The sequence below is a fragment of the Runella sp. genome, from assembly GCF_965279615.1.
Classification (GTDB): domain Bacteria; phylum Bacteroidota; class Bacteroidia; order Cytophagales; family Spirosomataceae; genus Runella.
The window spans coordinates 1667681-1683135 of the sequence record NZ_OZ257252.1 but is presented as its reverse complement, the minus strand read 5'-3'; the positions used below and the strand labels follow the sequence as shown (position 1 = coordinate 1683135).

16 protein-coding genes are annotated in these 15455 nt (G+C 43.4%); 11 read left to right on the top strand and 5 right to left on the bottom strand.

The window, feature by feature from the left end; genetic code table 11:
- Window positions 1–196 precede the first annotated feature (196 nt).
- On the top strand, window positions 197–973 hold the full coding sequence (locus tag ACQY73_RS07505) for an aldo/keto reductase (protein WP_428668433.1): 777 nt from the start codon (window positions 197–199) through the stop codon (window positions 971–973).
- Window positions 974–1106: 133 nt separating this feature from the next.
- Here ACQY73_RS07505 and ACQY73_RS07500 read toward each other — a convergent pair whose 3' ends face one another.
- Window positions 1107–2234: a DegT/DnrJ/EryC1/StrS family aminotransferase gene (locus ACQY73_RS07500; RefSeq protein WP_428663636.1), complete on the bottom strand. Its 1128-nt coding sequence runs from the start codon at window positions 2232–2234 to the stop codon at window positions 1107–1109.
- A 66-nt stretch (window positions 2235–2300) separates the two neighbouring features.
- Between ACQY73_RS07500 and nagA the strand changes: the two genes are divergently transcribed.
- The gene (gene nagA, locus ACQY73_RS07495; protein WP_428663633.1) at window positions 2301–3422 is read left to right on the top strand and encodes an N-acetylglucosamine-6-phosphate deacetylase; all 1122 of its coding nucleotides are present in this window, start codon (window positions 2301–2303) and stop codon (window positions 3420–3422) included.
- A gap of 121 nt (window positions 3423–3543) precedes the next feature.
- On the opposite strand, the gene ACQY73_RS07490 is transcribed toward nagA, so the two are convergent.
- Both ACQY73_RS07490 and ACQY73_RS07485 read right to left on the bottom strand, forming a co-directional pair.
- Window positions 3544–6177, bottom strand: coding sequence for an ABC transporter permease (locus ACQY73_RS07490; RefSeq protein WP_428663630.1), 2634 nt, complete (start codon window positions 6175–6177; stop codon window positions 3544–3546).
- A complete protein-coding gene (locus ACQY73_RS07485) occupies window positions 6174–6509 on the bottom strand; it encodes a PadR family transcriptional regulator (RefSeq protein WP_428663627.1) in 336 nt (111 codons plus the stop codon). Before ACQY73_RS07485 ends, ACQY73_RS07490 begins: the two co-directional genes overlap by 4 nt.
- Before the next feature lie 268 nt (window positions 6510–6777).
- On the opposite strand from ACQY73_RS07485, the gene ACQY73_RS07480 reads away from it, so the two are divergent.
- The 9 genes from ACQY73_RS07480 to ACQY73_RS07440 all read left to right on the top strand — a co-directional run bounded on the left by ACQY73_RS07480 (window position 6778) and on the right by ACQY73_RS07440 (window position 13974).
- Window positions 6778–7209: a DUF5990 family protein gene (locus ACQY73_RS07480; protein ID WP_428663624.1), complete on the top strand. Its 432-nt coding sequence runs from the start codon at window positions 6778–6780 to the stop codon at window positions 7207–7209.
- 66 nt (window positions 7210–7275) lie between these two features.
- Entirely contained in the window at window positions 7276–8433 is a 1158-nt protein-coding gene (locus ACQY73_RS07475) for an acyltransferase family protein (RefSeq protein WP_428663621.1), read from the top strand.
- 177 nt (window positions 8434–8610) lie between these two features.
- Entirely contained in the window at window positions 8611–8850 is a 240-nt protein-coding gene (locus ACQY73_RS07470) for a hypothetical protein (protein ID WP_428663618.1), read from the top strand.
- Window positions 8832–9221, top strand: a complete 390-nt coding sequence (locus ACQY73_RS07465) for a type II toxin-antitoxin system VapC family toxin (protein ID WP_428663615.1) — start codon at window positions 8832–8834, stop codon at window positions 9219–9221. Before ACQY73_RS07470 ends, ACQY73_RS07465 begins: the two co-directional genes overlap by 19 nt.
- Before the next feature lie 19 nt (window positions 9222–9240).
- Entirely contained in the window at window positions 9241–9696 is a 456-nt protein-coding gene (locus ACQY73_RS07460) for an SRPBCC family protein (protein WP_428663612.1), read from the top strand.
- Between the two features lie 53 nt (window positions 9697–9749).
- Window positions 9750–11306: a serine hydrolase gene (locus ACQY73_RS07455; RefSeq protein ID WP_428663609.1), complete on the top strand. Its 1557-nt coding sequence runs from the start codon at window positions 9750–9752 to the stop codon at window positions 11304–11306.
- 41 nt (window positions 11307–11347) lie between these two features.
- Window positions 11348–11758 (top strand): VOC family protein, encoded by a 411-nt coding sequence (locus tag ACQY73_RS07450; protein WP_428663606.1) that lies wholly within the window; start codon window positions 11348–11350, stop codon window positions 11756–11758.
- 281 nt (window positions 11759–12039) lie between these two features.
- Entirely contained in the window at window positions 12040–13023 is a 984-nt protein-coding gene (locus ACQY73_RS07445) for a Kelch repeat-containing protein (protein WP_428663602.1), read from the top strand.
- Window positions 13024–13134: 111 nt separating this feature from the next.
- Complete coding sequence (locus ACQY73_RS07440) at window positions 13135–13974, top strand: amidohydrolase family protein (RefSeq protein WP_428663599.1); 840 nt, start codon at window positions 13135–13137, stop codon at window positions 13972–13974.
- Between the two features lie 70 nt (window positions 13975–14044).
- On the opposite strand, the gene ACQY73_RS07435 is transcribed toward ACQY73_RS07440, so the two are convergent.
- Window positions 14045–14731, bottom strand: coding sequence for a pyridoxamine 5'-phosphate oxidase family protein (locus tag ACQY73_RS07435; protein WP_428663596.1), 687 nt, complete (start codon window positions 14729–14731; stop codon window positions 14045–14047).
- A gap of 110 nt (window positions 14732–14841) precedes the next feature.
- On the bottom strand, window positions 14842–15387 hold the full coding sequence (locus tag ACQY73_RS07430; RefSeq protein WP_428663593.1) for a carboxymuconolactone decarboxylase family protein: 546 nt from the start codon (window positions 15385–15387) through the stop codon (window positions 14842–14844).
- Between the last annotated feature and the right edge of the window lie 68 nt (window positions 15388–15455).

Here is a 15455-nt window from a genome sequence, read left to right as displayed (position 1 = left end):
TATTGACGAATAAGGCTGTAAAATGTCACTTTGAATTGCAAGTTTAAAAAATGTTTTGTTGGAAATCGTGATGAGAAGGCTTAGCCGTTAAAATCTCTTATTTTTGAAATCTCATCCTTTTGGTCTCAGAATTACATTGCGCGATTTAAAACACTTTCTGTATATTCCACTTATCACCCTCAATAATGGTGTTACCATGCCGCAATTTGGCTTAGGCATTTATGATCCGCAACCGGACCAAGACATTAAACAGGCAGTATTGTGGGCGTTTGAATTAGGATATCGACTCGTAGATACCGCCGCTGCTTATCGCAATGAACGGGAGGTGGGACAGGCTATGCGCGAAAGCGGTCTGGCGCGTGAAGAAATTTTCGTAACCACTAAAGTTCAAAACGAGGACCGGGGCTTTGAGCCAACATTGCGCGCTTTTGAAGAAAGTCTTCGTCAATTGAATACCGATTATGTGGATCTGTATTTGATTCATTGGCCGGTGCGTGGCCATCGCATTGAAACATGGAAGGCGTTGGAAAAGATCTATACCGATGGCAAAGCGCGTGCTATCGGCGTTTCGAATTACTACATTCCTCATTTTGAAGAGCTTTGGCCTGAGGCGGAAATTATCCCTGCCGTCAATCAGTTTGAACTGAGCCCGTACTGCTATTTGCCTGAGCAATTGGACTATTGCCGGCAGCGGGGCATTCAGGTGGAGGGCTATGCACCGTTGGTGCGCGGACTGAAAGCAAATGACCCAAGACTGGTAAAAATCGCTGAAAAATACGACAAAACTACCTTTCAGGTTTTAATTCGCTGGTCGTTGCAGCAAGATGCTGTTACGATTCCTAAATCAGTAAGCAAAAGCCGTTTGGCGGCAAACATTGATGTGTTCGATTTTATTCTTTCCGCCGAAGATATGGCCGAAATGAGTACATGGCACGACAATACACGCGTGGCCGATGATCCGATGGATTATTGAGTGTGTGAAGTTGAACTTGTGGAGTGGGTTTCTCAAAACCCACTCTATTGACGTTTTTATACCTTCGTTTTCAAGGTTTTGAGAAACCTTTGTATCGGATGAAGGCATCCGATAACACATTATCTATATCACATTACCCTAGGCTCTTTTTGATGTTTATTACAACTCTCTCTAAATCTTCCTCTGTCAGATTTGAACCTGAGGGGAGGCAGAGCCCGTTGTTGAATAATTTTTCAGCAGTGTTACCTCCATAATAGATCGCATGTTTGAATACAGGCTGTAGGTGCATCGGTTTCCACAAGGGGCGTGCTTCGATGTTCTCGGCGGCTAATTTCAATCGTATAGCTTCCCGTGTGATGCCGCCCGTCAGCGCAGGGTTAACAACGATACAACTCAACCATCGGTTGGAAAAATTGCCTTCGGTTTCGGGTTGGAATATAATGCCTTCACTATTTCCCAATTCTTTTTGGTAAAACGCAAAATTGGCGCGCCGTTGAGCCACTCGTTCGTCGATCACTTCCATCTGTCCGCGCCCGATGCCTGCGCAAATATTGCTCAATCGGTAATTATAGCCGATTTCGGAATGCTGATAATGAGGGGCATTGTCGCGGGCTTGGGTGGCCAGAAAACGTGCTTTTTGAATAAAAATTTCATTATCGGAAAGCAGTGCGCCTCCTCCTGAAGTGGTAATGATCTTATTGCCGTTGAACGATAATACATTCAATAAACCAAAACTTCCCATTTTTTGTCCATGATAGGAAGCTCCCAATGCTTCCGCAGCATCTTCAATGAGCGGAATATCATAAAGGCGGCAGATTTCCTGAATTTCGCGCATCTTTGCCGGCATCCCGTAGAGATGTACCGCAATTACCGCTTTCACTTTTTTGCCCTTTGCTTTTTCGCCTTTAATGGCAGTTTCCAGCGCATTTGGGCATATATTCCACGTTTCCGGCTCTGAATCTACAAAAACGGGTACCGCACCCTGATAAGCAATCGGGTTAGCGGAAGCGGCAAACGTAAATGACTGGCAGATGACCCTATCCTCGCGGCCAACCCCCAACAGCACTAATGCCAAATGAAGGGCCGCCGTTCCCGAGGAAAGGGCTGCTGCATGCTCTGCGCCGACATATGTACAAAGATCCCGCTCAAAACCATCGACATTTGGACCAAGGGGGGCGACCCAGTTGGTTGCAAATGCTTCCTGTACGTATTTTTGTTCATGGCCGCTCAAATGCGGAGAAGAAAGCCAAATTTTATTCATTGTTCGTTGGAAAACTTCCCGAAAGTTCTACATCTTTCGGGAAGTTCCAAAAAAAATCACTATCAGATGCACGCTCTCACCAACTGCACGATCTACACCGGCGAAGAGGTTTTGACCAATTATGCGGTTCTTGTTGAAAATGAAATCATTACAAATGTTGTGCTGCAAAACGACATTCCCCAAGACCTACAAACCATTGATCTGCAGGGCCACGACCTCCTGCCGGGTTTGGTCGACCTGCAACTGTATGGCGGGAAAAATGGCTTTTTTGTACGAGATCTGTCGGAAGAGTCACTCACCGATATGGTCGAAACGCACCGCCAAGACGGAACAATTGCTCTGGTGCCTACACTGTATTCTACCTCACACGAACGAATTTTAAAGGCGATTGAAGTAACCAAAGCCTATATTGCTTCAGGAAAAACGGGAGTTTTAGGATTACACATAGAAGGGCCTTTTATTAATTTTACCAAACGCGGTGCCCACAGTGCCAATGCGGTGCGCGTGCCTATCAAAGCGGAAATTGCCGAGATCATCGCCGCATGTGAAGGGTTGCTGACGGTCATGACCATTGCCCCCGAAATATGGCCCGAAGAATTATTTCATCTTTTGCAGGAAAGTGATATTATTCTTTCATTGGGTCATACCAATGCCACTTACGAACAATCCAAAAGTTATTTTAACGGCGGCATTCAATTGGCTACTCACCTCTATAATGCCATGCGGCCGTTTGAAAGCCGGGAACCCGGCGTAGTAACGGCAATTTGGGATACGCCTACGGTCAATGCCAGCATTATAGTAGATGGATACCATTGCGATTATGCCACGGTGCGCATTGCCAAACAGCTCATGCGTGAGCGCCTTTTTCTGATCTCAGATGCGACTTTGGCTAAGATCGATCCTATGCGGTTTGAATTTGAAGATTTCATTGCCAATTACGACGGCCACCGTCTCCTCAACGACGAAGGTAAACTGGCCGGTTCGGCGATCACACTGCTTGATGCCGTGCGTAACTGCATTCAGCACGTAGGTATTCCTAAAGACGAAGCTTTTCGAATGGCATCCATGTACCCTGCCCAACATCTCGGTGTTGGCGACCGATTTGGGAAGATCAAAACGGGCTATCCGGCAAATTTAGTCGTATTGAATGGTGAACAACAGGTCGTTGGCTTGGTCGGAATGCTGTGAGATTGCCGGTGAAAAACACAAATAAAGGCGTTAAACGATACATAAAAATGGTGCCGACGTTTTCGCTGTCGAGAAAACGTCGGCACCATTTTATGGGGCAAAATCATTTTAGTTCTATAAACTATTCACTCTTCAACACCTTTGCGGGATTGCTTCGTGCTACTTTCAGGGTTTGTGATCCGATGAGTAAAAAGGCCAGCGTCATTACTGCCAAAACCCCGGCTAAAAGTTCTGCCAAGCTAATAGACTGATGATAGGCGAATTTGGTTAGTACCACTTGTTCAAAGAAGAAATAAGTGGCAGGAAGGGCTATCAGCGCCGAAAGTATGAGCAGCATTAAAAAACCTTTGCTCAACAAATAGACCAAGGTAAATTCATTGGCTCCCAATACTTTGCGAATACTGATTTCTTTTAGCTTGGTTTCGGTAGTAAACACGACCATCCCAAACAGCCCCATAGAAGCGATGCAAATAGCCAGAAAAGCCAGAAAACCGATCACTTTGACCATGACCGAAAATTGACGATATGCTTCTTCAATTTGGTCATCATAAAAACGAGCATCCAACGGATGCGTTTTATCTATCCTCTTCCAAGCTTCTTTAATACTTTCCATCGCGCCGGGCAAATCGTTAGAGCTGATTTTGACATTGAGATAGCCGCCCGACTCTTCCGATGAATAGCGAAACACTAAAGGCTCAATTTTGTCTTCCAACGTACCATAATGAAAGTCTTTCACCACACCTACAATGCTCAGGTGTTTGCCTTCAGGCGTAATCAATTGTTTGCCAATGGCTTTCACAGGGAGGCGTTTCGCGATGTTAAAACGCTTGAGCAATTGTTCATTCACAATTACTTCGGTTTCTTCACCGTTTTTCGGACGAGTCCGGAAATTGCTCCCCGCTAAAAATTGGTGTTTATGAATAGGAAAATACTTTTCATCCACAAAGTTTAGCCACACGCCCGTTGAGTCAGTTTGATATTTCATGGACATGCCATATTTACTTCCTAAACTTGTTATCATGCGGGAGGTAGAAATATCACTTACTGCCGGAAGAGCAGCCAATTCCTTCTTAAATACTTCCGCTTTATTTCCCTGCATCCGAATGTTTAAAATATTCTCCGTAGTAAAGCCTAAATCAAAAACCAGAAAACTTTTGTATTGATTGTACCCGATGACCGTAGTGGTGATGAAAATGAGCGATAATGTGTATTGCACCACAATAAGTACTTTTCGCATCGTAACCCGACGGAATAATTGCAGTGATGCCATGTCTTTCATCACCTGAACGGCTTTAATGCGGGCAAAAAACAAAGCCGGCAGGAACCCTGCCAGAATGCCGACAAAGATGGAAAATCCGATAAAATAGACAATAAGTAATGGAGAAAGTTCCAGGGAAATAAGGTCACTGATTTGCGGTGCTAGCGAAAGAAATTGGGTTCTTAAAAACAGAAATAAGATAAAGGAGAAGGCCAATGCCAGTAAAGAAATGAGTACTGATTCCATGATAAACTGCCCCAATACATGACCCTTCAATGCCCCGATTACTTTGCGAATGCCCACCTCGCGCGAGCGGCGGAGTGAACGGGCGATGGAGAGGTTGGTGTAATTGAAACAGGCCGAAAGGATAACAACCACTACCAATCCGCTCAATATCCATATTGCAATTCTGTTTATGGTAGGGCCAATGGAGTTTTCCACTCTGTTACCGATCACCACCTCACTCAACGGTTGAAGCGACAACGAAATGATATGATTTTTTATATTCTTATTCTCTTGATTACTGAATTGATTCAGACGGTCTTGCAAAGTTTGGCGGTTTCCGTTTTTAGGTAAAACCAAGTAAGTGAAATTCGAATAAATGTTTTCCCAACTTAAAAAGTCCCCGTCGGCTCCCCCGGGATTTTGCAGTTCGATGGTTGCATAAGAAACCAGTGCCTCAAACCGCAGGTGCGAGAGTTTGGGAATGTCTTTCATGATGCCCGTCACTACGTAATTCAGGGTATCAAAACGAATAGACTTACCCAACGCGTCAGTGTCACCAAACAGTTTTTTTGCCGTTTTTTCGGTCAATACCAAGGAGTAAGGTTCTTTCAAAGCGGTGTTTGGATCGCCTTTGAGCAATGAAAACGAAAATACCTTGTAAAAATCATTATCGGCCCACAGCCCTGACAGTGGAATTTTGGTGTCACCAATCTGCGCATCGCCGCCAAATCCCCAACGAATGAGTGTTGTCTTTTCAACACCCGGCAGTTCATTTTTAATTTTTTTACCTGTTTTTACCGAACCCGAAACAAGCTCCATAGGTCGTTGGCCCGGTCGTTGGCTGGTCGTAATGATCCGATAAATCCGGTCTTTCTTTTCGTGAAAATCATCGTACGAAAGCAGGTCGGTAAGAAAGGCGATCAAGAGTAATCCGACCGACATACTAATGGACAGACCAATGATGTTAATGGCTGAAAATAATTTGTTGCGCACCAAACTGCGCCGTGATGTTTTAAAATAGCTGCTAATCATGATCCAAGGAATTATAGGGTGAAAAAAATCGAATTTTCGTACGGTATAAAAGCGGAAGAACTTCAATACATCAAGGCAATAAATGAAGCGGGCGCGTTTGGCACCTTTGGCTTTCAGGTTGCGGTCAAAAAACTCATTAAGATCGCCCTGTAAGTCTTCCAATAATTCGGCACGACAATACCAGCGCAGAAATCGTTGCGCCCAGCGGGGTGGTTGCGGAGAAGTGGCAGAGGTTTTCATAGAGAGCCTTCCAAGTTAAAACCGGGAATAATGCGCCAAAGCCCTTCACGCACATCTTTGGCGCGCATTAAGGCAATTTTGCCCGTTTGCGTCACTTCGTAAAAACGTTTGCGTTTGCCACCGCGCGTACTCGTTGCTTCTCCCAATTGACTTTTGACTAATCCTTTCTCTTCCAGTCGATTCAATACAGAATGCACTACTCCCAATTTCGCGGCGCGGCCGGTATGTTTTTCCAATTCATCACAAATAGCCACGCTGTAAGCCTCACTGATCAGCGCTGCAATAGTGAGTAAAACCAATTCTTCAAATTCTCCCAGATTGCTTCCTTTCATAAAAAATGATACCTGATGTTATTTATTTAGTAAATGTATGTAAAATCAATTTGATTTATTTGGTATTTGTATGTAAAATATTTTTTTGACCTGAATTTCTAATTCTTTCGGTTTTGAGAAACCGAAAGCACAGCACCAAAAGTACACTACGCCAATGTAACGTCAGGTTCTCAAACCTGACGATGAGGTTTCTCAAAACCGAATGTAAACAGGAGTAGTATTTGGAAACTTTGTATCTTTAGAAACAAAATATCAGCCTATCTTAAAAATGGAATTGAAACTTAGGATAATTTTAGAAAAGCCGGTATCGGGCGTAGTTATTGGACTTCAAGAGGGCAGTGGTTCCTTTTATCAAACCATTCAAAAACAGCAATTTGAAGGAAAAGACCTTCTGTTTGAATTTACATTGAAAGTAAAATCAGAAACGGATGAATTTCCGGTGTTTCTGGGTGCGATGGCGCAAGGTTCCCCCAAAGAGCGCTTCGTCTACCTTGACATTGGCACTGCCGCCGGCCAATTTGATTCGATCTGGAGCCGCCGATTGAAGGTTCCGCTGAAGAGCATTACGTGGGAAATGATTCATCAAATGCAAAGTCTCCCACAGGCAGTGTTGGAAATAAAAGTGCCGGGTACGGCCAAAGATGGCAGCCCCGGTTGCGCTACTGTAAAGACACCGGAAGGATGGAAGATAGTCCAATAATGGTTTAAATGTACAATGGAAGCAACATTTCGGAAGGAAAAACATCCTTTGCCAAACCCTTCATTTATGTCTGACCTCAAAACAGATACTCGGCGTTATTATTTAGATTGGCTTCGCGTCATTGCTTTCAGTTTACTGGTTTTTTATCATACAGGCCTCATGTTTGTAGACTGGGGCTTTCACATTCAAAACGACATCTTCAGCAATGATTTAAAACTGCCGATGCTGTTTTTGAACCAATGGCGATTGCCACTGTTGTTTTTCATTTCGGGCGCAGGTATCAAATTTGCGCTTAAAAAAAGGACGGCCGGCGCATTTCTCAAAGAGCGTTTTGTCAGGATATTTATTCCCCTTGTTTTCGGTATTTTGGTAGTGATTCCTCCACAGGTTTACATTGAACGGCTGTACCAAAACAAATTTGTCGGTTCCTATTTTCAGTTTTATCCCCATTTTTTTGACGGCGTTTATCCGCAGGGAAATTTTACTTGGAACCACTTATGGTTCTTAGTATATCTGTTTGTATTTACACTGATTACGTTGCCTTTATTCCTGCTTTTCCGGACGGAAAAAGGAACAAATTTCGTCCAACGATTGCATACCTTTTTGGCCGGCAGAGCCGCGCTGCTTTTTGTGTTTGCGGTGCCGTTAATTATTGTCGAAATTACCTTACGTGCCGCGTGGCCCACTACCCGAAATTTAATAAGCGATTGGTATAATTTTGCTTTTTACATTTTGATCTTCATCTACGGTTATTTCACCGCATCGACCGAAAAGCTTTGGAATGCTATAGAAAAAGATACGTGGCTTTATGTTTTTGTGGGCTGCGTTTCGTTCTCAATGATCTATTTTGGGCTGCACGCAAAGGGTAAAAATTTTCTGGAAAGCAGCGCATTGGGGTATTTTGGATTTCAAGTTTTCAGCAGTGTGAATGTTGTTACCTGGATTTTGGGCCTGATCGGTTTGGCTAAGAAATACTTTAACAAGAACCTTCCTGTTCTTCAATATACCAATAAAGCAGTATATCCTTTTTACATTCTTCACCAAACCGTTTTGCTTATTGCCGGCTATTTCATTCTCAAAACAGATTACGGAATTGCCGTAAAATACCTCCTTATTGTAGCCGCTACCTTTATCGGTTCCATGGTTTTGTACGAGTTGGTGATACGTCGAGTACCTTGGATCGGGTTCTTTTTTGGCGTAAAGCCGGAGAAATCGATATCATGATTATTATAATTGCTTGACTTTTATAAGAGTCTGAAAGGCAATATTCTAATTTTGGATAAATACGCAATTGACTCTGAAAGTGCTTTAAGAGATAATCAAAGTGATAGAATTGACTAACAATTATGGAATAATGATCTTTTAGTACGTACATTTGTATATGACCAAAACCTTAATGTTATGTTACAAACATTTGAAGGCACATTAGAAAATGGGCATATTGTGTGGGATGAACCTAACAATGTCCCTAAAAAAGCAAAAGTTTTAGTAACAGTTCTGTATCCGGTACAGGAAACGCCTACTGCAGAAAAACCTTCCCGAAGATTTCGAGGGGCATTAAAGCACCTTACTCAAACTCAAAAAGATGCCCACGGCCAACAAATACAAGAGCTTCGTAATGAATGGGAAAGGGATATTTAATTGATACAAATGTTTTTGTTAAATACATTCAAGAGCAACTTTCGGAGAAAGGAAGTGAATTGGTAGATACTATTTTTGATGCTAATGATTGCCGAATTTCTATCATCAATTGGATTGAACTGTTAAGTTGGCAAACGGATCAACAGACTCAAAAATTGGTTGAGGATTTTATTGAAATAGCCAATGAGTACGAGCTTTCGGAAATGATTGCCAATAAGACAATTATTATTCGAAGACAATTCAAAATTAAGCTTCCTGACGCTGTTATAGCAGCTACTGCAATGGTTCATGAGTTAATTCTATTGTTAGATAATGACAGAGATTTTGGCAAAATTGCTCATTTAAGCTACATCAATCCTACAAAACTATAGCTAAAGCATCACGCCGCTAATGCCCACAAAATCCCTTTTGCTTCATTATTCCTTTCCCGGCGATTTGGCCCGAGTGTATGAATGCGTTTTGAATTTCAGAAAATTCGGTGAACTTCATCCGCACATGGTGGAGGTAAATGAATTGTCAAAAACGGCGGCAGGGGGTATTGAATATGAAGTGAAAGAAGAAGTGGTATTGCTGGGATTTCTGAAAATGCGCCCTGAATACAAAGCGGAAGTTATTGAAATCGAGAAAGATAAGCACATTCGATATGTCAGCAATGTCAAAGGTGGGATTAACCTTGTGATTGATTTTACATTTATACCCGATAAAACTACGAGCTCAGTTCTGGTCGAGGAAAAGATTGAAATAAAAGGAAATAGCCTGCTGATTGCCTATTTCAGCACTATTCTGAAAAATGCCCATCTTCAATTGTTTAACCATCTTTCGGCCCGTCTTTTAGTAGAACGCTGATCGTTAAGATTTTTATGATTTAATTCCTCACTTCCAAACCCTTCATCCAATCCATGAAAAAGACCTTTTACCTTCTGCCGGTTTTATTTCTTCATGTTTTTTTCATTAACGCTCAGGTTATTACGTCTACCGAAATTGATGCTTTGGTCGAAAAAACCTTAAAAACCTTCGAAGTGCCGGGCATTGCCGTTGCGGTGGTGAAAGATGGAAAGGTGATTCATGCCAAAGGCTACGGCGTTCGGTCGTTGGCGACCGGGCAAAAAATGGACGAGAATACCTTGTTTGGGATTGCTTCCAACAGCAAAGCTTTCACATCGGCGGCGTTGGGAATGCTGATTGATGAGAAAAAAATGACTTGGGATACCAAGGTAACGGACGTTATTCCCGAATTTAAAATGTACAACCCGTACGTAACCGAAGAATTTACGGTACGTGACCTGCTTACTCACCGCAGCGGATTGGGGCTGGGCGCCGGCGATCTGATGTTTTGGCCGGATCAAAATGATTTTACCAAAAAAGACATCATTCATAACCTCCGTTACCTGAAGCCCGTTTCCGGTTTTCGTACCAAATATGATTACGATAACCTGCTTTACATTGTAGCCGGTGAAGTCGTGACGCGGGTGTCGGGGATGCCTTGGGAGGAGTTTATCGAAATCCGTATTTTGAAACCATTGGGCATGAACGCTACGGCGGCTTCGTTCAAACGGCTGAAAGATAAGTCGAACGTGATCGATCCACATGCGCCCGTAGAAGGCACGGTGAAAGTGATTCGCCGCGATTGGAGCGAAGTAGCCAATGCCGCCGGCGGTATTTACAGCAATGTGACCGACATGAGTAAATGGATCATCATGCAAATGGACAACGGCAAATACGATGGCAGCAAACAACTTTTCAGCGCAGATGTTCACGAGGATATGTGGACACCCCAAACCATTATTCCCGTCAGAGGAACAAATTCTTATAATACGCATTTTTCAAGCTATGGTTTAGGATGGGGGCTAACCGATGTAAAAGGCTATAAACAGGCCACGCACACGGGCGGTTTGGCGGGTATCGTAACGCAGGTAACGCTGCTGCCCGAGCTAAAATTGGGCATCATTGTTTTTACTAACCAACAGTCAGGGGCAGCATTTACGTCAGTTACCAATACTATAAAAGACAGCTATTTAGGCGTAAAAGGCATAGATCGGGTGAAAGAAAACCACGACAGGATGCTTAGAAATGAAGCCGAAGCAAAGAAAATAACCGGCGAAATTTGGCGCGATATTGAAGCGCAGCAAAAAGCCAACACCGGAAAAACAGATGCGTCGCTTTTTACAGGAACGTATCAGGATCAATGGTTTGGCGATGTGGTGATTTCGGTGAAAAATGGAAAACTATGGTTTGATTCCAAACGCTCTTTCCAACTGACCGGCGAGCTTTTTCCCTACAAAGGCAATACGCTGATCGTAAAATGGACTGAGCGTAGCATGGACGCCGACGCCTACGTGATGTTTGAGCTGGACAATGAAGGCAAAGCATCGGGCTTTAAGATGAAAGCTATTTCCCCTTTGACGGATTTTAGTTTTGATTTTCACGATCTGGATTTTAAAGTGAAAGACAAATAGCGTATAGACGAACGAGTATTGCTCAAAATGATAACAAATTCATGAATCTTTCTTTAACACGTATCCAACACATAGGCATTCCGGTCACTGATCTGACTCGCTCCATTGGTTTTTATGAGCGTTTGGGATTTGAAAATGTGATGTCGTCGTCGTTTACGCATAACGGCGATCAGGGGCAGGTTGCGATGATGCAAAGTGGTGAAATAATCGTCGAAATCTATCAAATGCCCGAAAGTGCATTGGCGGAGATCAGGCAGCGAAAAGATGGGCACGTAGACCACGTAGCCTTTGATGTAGAGGATATTGACGCAGTATTCCAAACGCTCAAAGCGGCTGATTTTAATGTGTTGGAAGAAGCGCCTGTATTTTTACCTTTCTGGAAAAATGGATGTAAATATTTCAACATCGCGGGGCCGGATGGTGAACGTTTGGAGTTTAATCAGATATTGTAGAGGATATATTTTTGTCTAATGATTCGTGTGCTGTTAGACCCCGGATGGGGTCAGACGTTTGTAGAAATCGGATTATTACCTACAAATGTCTGACCCCATCCGGGGTCTAACAGCCTGAAAGTAACTTAAAGCAATTTTGAATAAACACTTATGCAGATGCTTTACAAAACATTCCCATTTCACTAAAGGAACAAACATATATAGTGGAGCATTTCTATAACCAAAGACAATATGAGTAAAAAATGCCCTATTTTCAGTTTTAAGGGTAATTTGAAATTAGCATGAGAAAGAAACTTACCTCCGTTTTTATTATCGTTGGCTCTATGATTGCCGGCTTTGCCCAAGCCCAAACATCTACCGCTTGGGAAACTGTTCAATCGACCACAAGCTGTACCGCACGGCACGAAAATGCCTTTACCAAAGTTGGCGATAAATTATACCTGATCGGTGGACGCGGCACTCGCCCCGTGGATGAGTACGACCCTGAAACCAATACCTGGAAGCAATTGGCAGCACCTCCTGTTGAAATGAATCATTTTCAAGCCATTGAATACAAAAATGAGGCGTATGTCATGGGGGCTTTTATGGGGCCGTATCCGCACGAAAAACCCATCCCGAGCGTATATATTTTCAATCCTGTCAAAAATGAGTGGCGCGTAGGGCCATCCATTCCGGCTGACCGTCTGCGCGGAGCGGCCGGTTCGGTGGTGTATAAAAACAAGCTATACCTCGTCTGCGGAATTCAGGATGGGCATTATGATGGGCACGTAGGTTGGTTGGACGAATACGATCCTAAAACCAATACATGGCGCAAACTTCCCGATGCACCGCACGTGCGTGATCACGTATCGGTAGCGATCATTGATGATAAGTTGTACGTTGCCGGCGGACGACGCTCTACGGCCCGCATCAATCAGGTGTTGAATCTGACCGAGCCTGCGGTGGATGTGTTTGATTTTAAGACAAATGCATGGACGACCTTGCCCGAAAGTATGAATTTGCCCACGCAACGGGCGGGAAATACAACGGTACCTTTCGGCTATAAACTGCTCATCATGGGCGGTGAAAGCCCCGCGCAGGTAGAAGCACACGCCGAAGTGGAAGCTTTTGATACCAAACAAATGAAGTGGGAAAAACTGCCCAACCTTAACAAAGGTCGCCACGGAACGGGTGCAACGGTCTACAAAAAGAAAGTATACGTAGCAGCCGGTTCCGGCAACCGTGGCGGCGGCCCCGAGCTTACAACAATGGAAGTGCTTAAATAAAAGCAGGCAGGCTGTTTACTTTTACATTTTAAATTGCGGTCCGCCGCCCAGCGGTTCGGTTTAACATTTTTCAGTTTATTATTTATCATTTCTCGGTTTATTATTTCTTCAATGACAATTGATTCTCACCAACATTTCTGGATGTATGATGCTGTGCGTGACGCTTGGATCAATGACCAAATGACGCGTATTCAGTGCAATTTTTTACCCGAAGACTTATTGCCCGTTTTGCAGGCCAATGGCGTTGACGGCTGCGTAGCCGTGCAGGCCGATCAATCAGAAGCCGAAACACTTTTTTTGCTGGCCTTGGCCGAAAAATATTCCACCTTCGTCAAAGGCGTAGTAGGTTGGGTAGACCTGAGAGCGGAAAATCTCTACGAAAAACTGGAATACTATTCACAATACGAATTGCTTAAAGGTTTTCGCCACGTAGCACAGGCCGAGCCGGATGATTTTTTGATGCGTCCCGAAGTGATGAAAGGCATTCGGCAATTGACCGCTTTTGACTTTACGTACGATATTCTCATTTATCCAACCCAACTCAAAGCGGCGTTGCATTTAGTGCGAGAAGCACCTAACGTGAATTTTGTGGTTGATCACATTGCTAAACCATACATCAAAGATGGAAAGATCAATACATGGTCAAATTATATGCGCCAATTGGCCGCGCAACCGCATGTGCTTTGCAAAATATCGGGAATGGTGACGGAAGCTGATTGGAAAAATTGGACAAAAAAAGATTTTTATCCTTACCTCGATGTGGTATTTGAAGCTTTCGGCCCGGATCGCCTTTTATTCGGTTCTGACTGGCCGGTCTGTCTGGTAGCGGCTGAATATGAGCAGGTTATTGGGTTGGTGCGGGAATATATGACCAACATCGGCTTTTCAGAAAGCGATAAAGCAAAGGTTTTCGGAGAAAATGCAATGCGTTTCTATCGACTGGAAGAGTGATAATGCCGGCAACTGATTCTGATGTATTTTGGATAATACCTAAAAAAGCAGTCACTTAATGACTGCTTTTTTAGGTTGGGAAATCGCGTTTTCCTTCCATCATTTCCCTGAATTCTTCTAACGTATAACGGGGCGTAATGTGTTGCGGGCAATTCCAATCAAACGCTTTGACGTGTAGGATAAAAAGCCGTTCGGGTTTATGTCTATAATGTGCCGGGTCCAACTTTTTAAACAATTCCGGTCGTTCGTTCAAACCAACAAGCTCTGCTTCGGCATACAGTTTCAAACGCATTTGTCGAGCGTAATCCATCATGATCAGTGAGACGTTGGGGTGTGTTTGCAGATTACCCACCGATATGTATTGCTTATTACCACTGAAATCAACGAAACCCAACGTAAACTCATCCAGCACATGCACAAACCCTTTCGGGCCTCCTCGGTGCTGAATGTAAGGAAATCCGTTTTCACCAATGGTCGCCATGTAAAAACTGTCTCTTTGAGAAATAAAATTGATCTCTCTTGGTGTAAACCCTTTGTTTTCAATAGCTTTTTCAAATCGCTCATATGCTGCGCGGCTGTGTTGCTCCTGCTGTATTGCTTTGACAGGCTCCGTAAAGGCAAGCGAAGCATAACTTTGCGGTTTGGCCGGAGTGGGTTCCTGTGCAAGCACTTCGTCCCAAAGCGTATCACCGCATTCTTCATTTACGAACGGTACAAAATCGTTATCGTCCGGGGATTGATCTGATGTCGTTTCCATGGTATAAAATTAGTTTATATATAAGTATTTTAACTCTCACGCAAAGTCGCAAAGATATTGATCATCATGCATTTGCTCCTCTGCGGCTTTGCGTGAATAATTTTGTCTTTTTAAGAAAAAACTTCTTCCAAAGCAGGAACCGCCGGAAAATCTAAGGGAACCTGCGTTAAATTGTGCAGGTAATTCATGGCGGTTTTGTCACTTATCTGAAGAATGATATCCACTAAATTTCCATTGGTATATCCGGCGGCATAAAAAGCATTAAGCGTAGCATCATCAACGTGGCCTTTGTAAAGGGTAGCTTCTTTGGCAAATTTTACCAGCGCGTCAAATTTAGCGTTTGAGCTATTGCCCGAACGAAGTTTCAGGATTTCTTCGTCCGAAAAACCGTTCATTTTTCCGATCACTGTATGAGCGGCCAAACAATAAGCGCAGCCGTTTACTTCACTGACAATCAGGTTAACGATCTCTTTTTCTTTGTTGTTCAATGACGTTTTTGCGTTTTGATACGCCAAAAATTTTGCCAACCCGTTGTCGGAATAAGCGATCGTTGCGTACAAATTGGGAACAAAACCAAGGGCTTTTTGGAGGTTATCAAAAATAACTTTGTGTGTTTCAGAAACTTGGTCTTTGGTGGGAACGGTGAAAGTTGACATTGTCGTGGTTGTTTTAAAATGAATGATACATTGACAATGCAAAGGTGCGGCAATAACGAAGGCCGGTA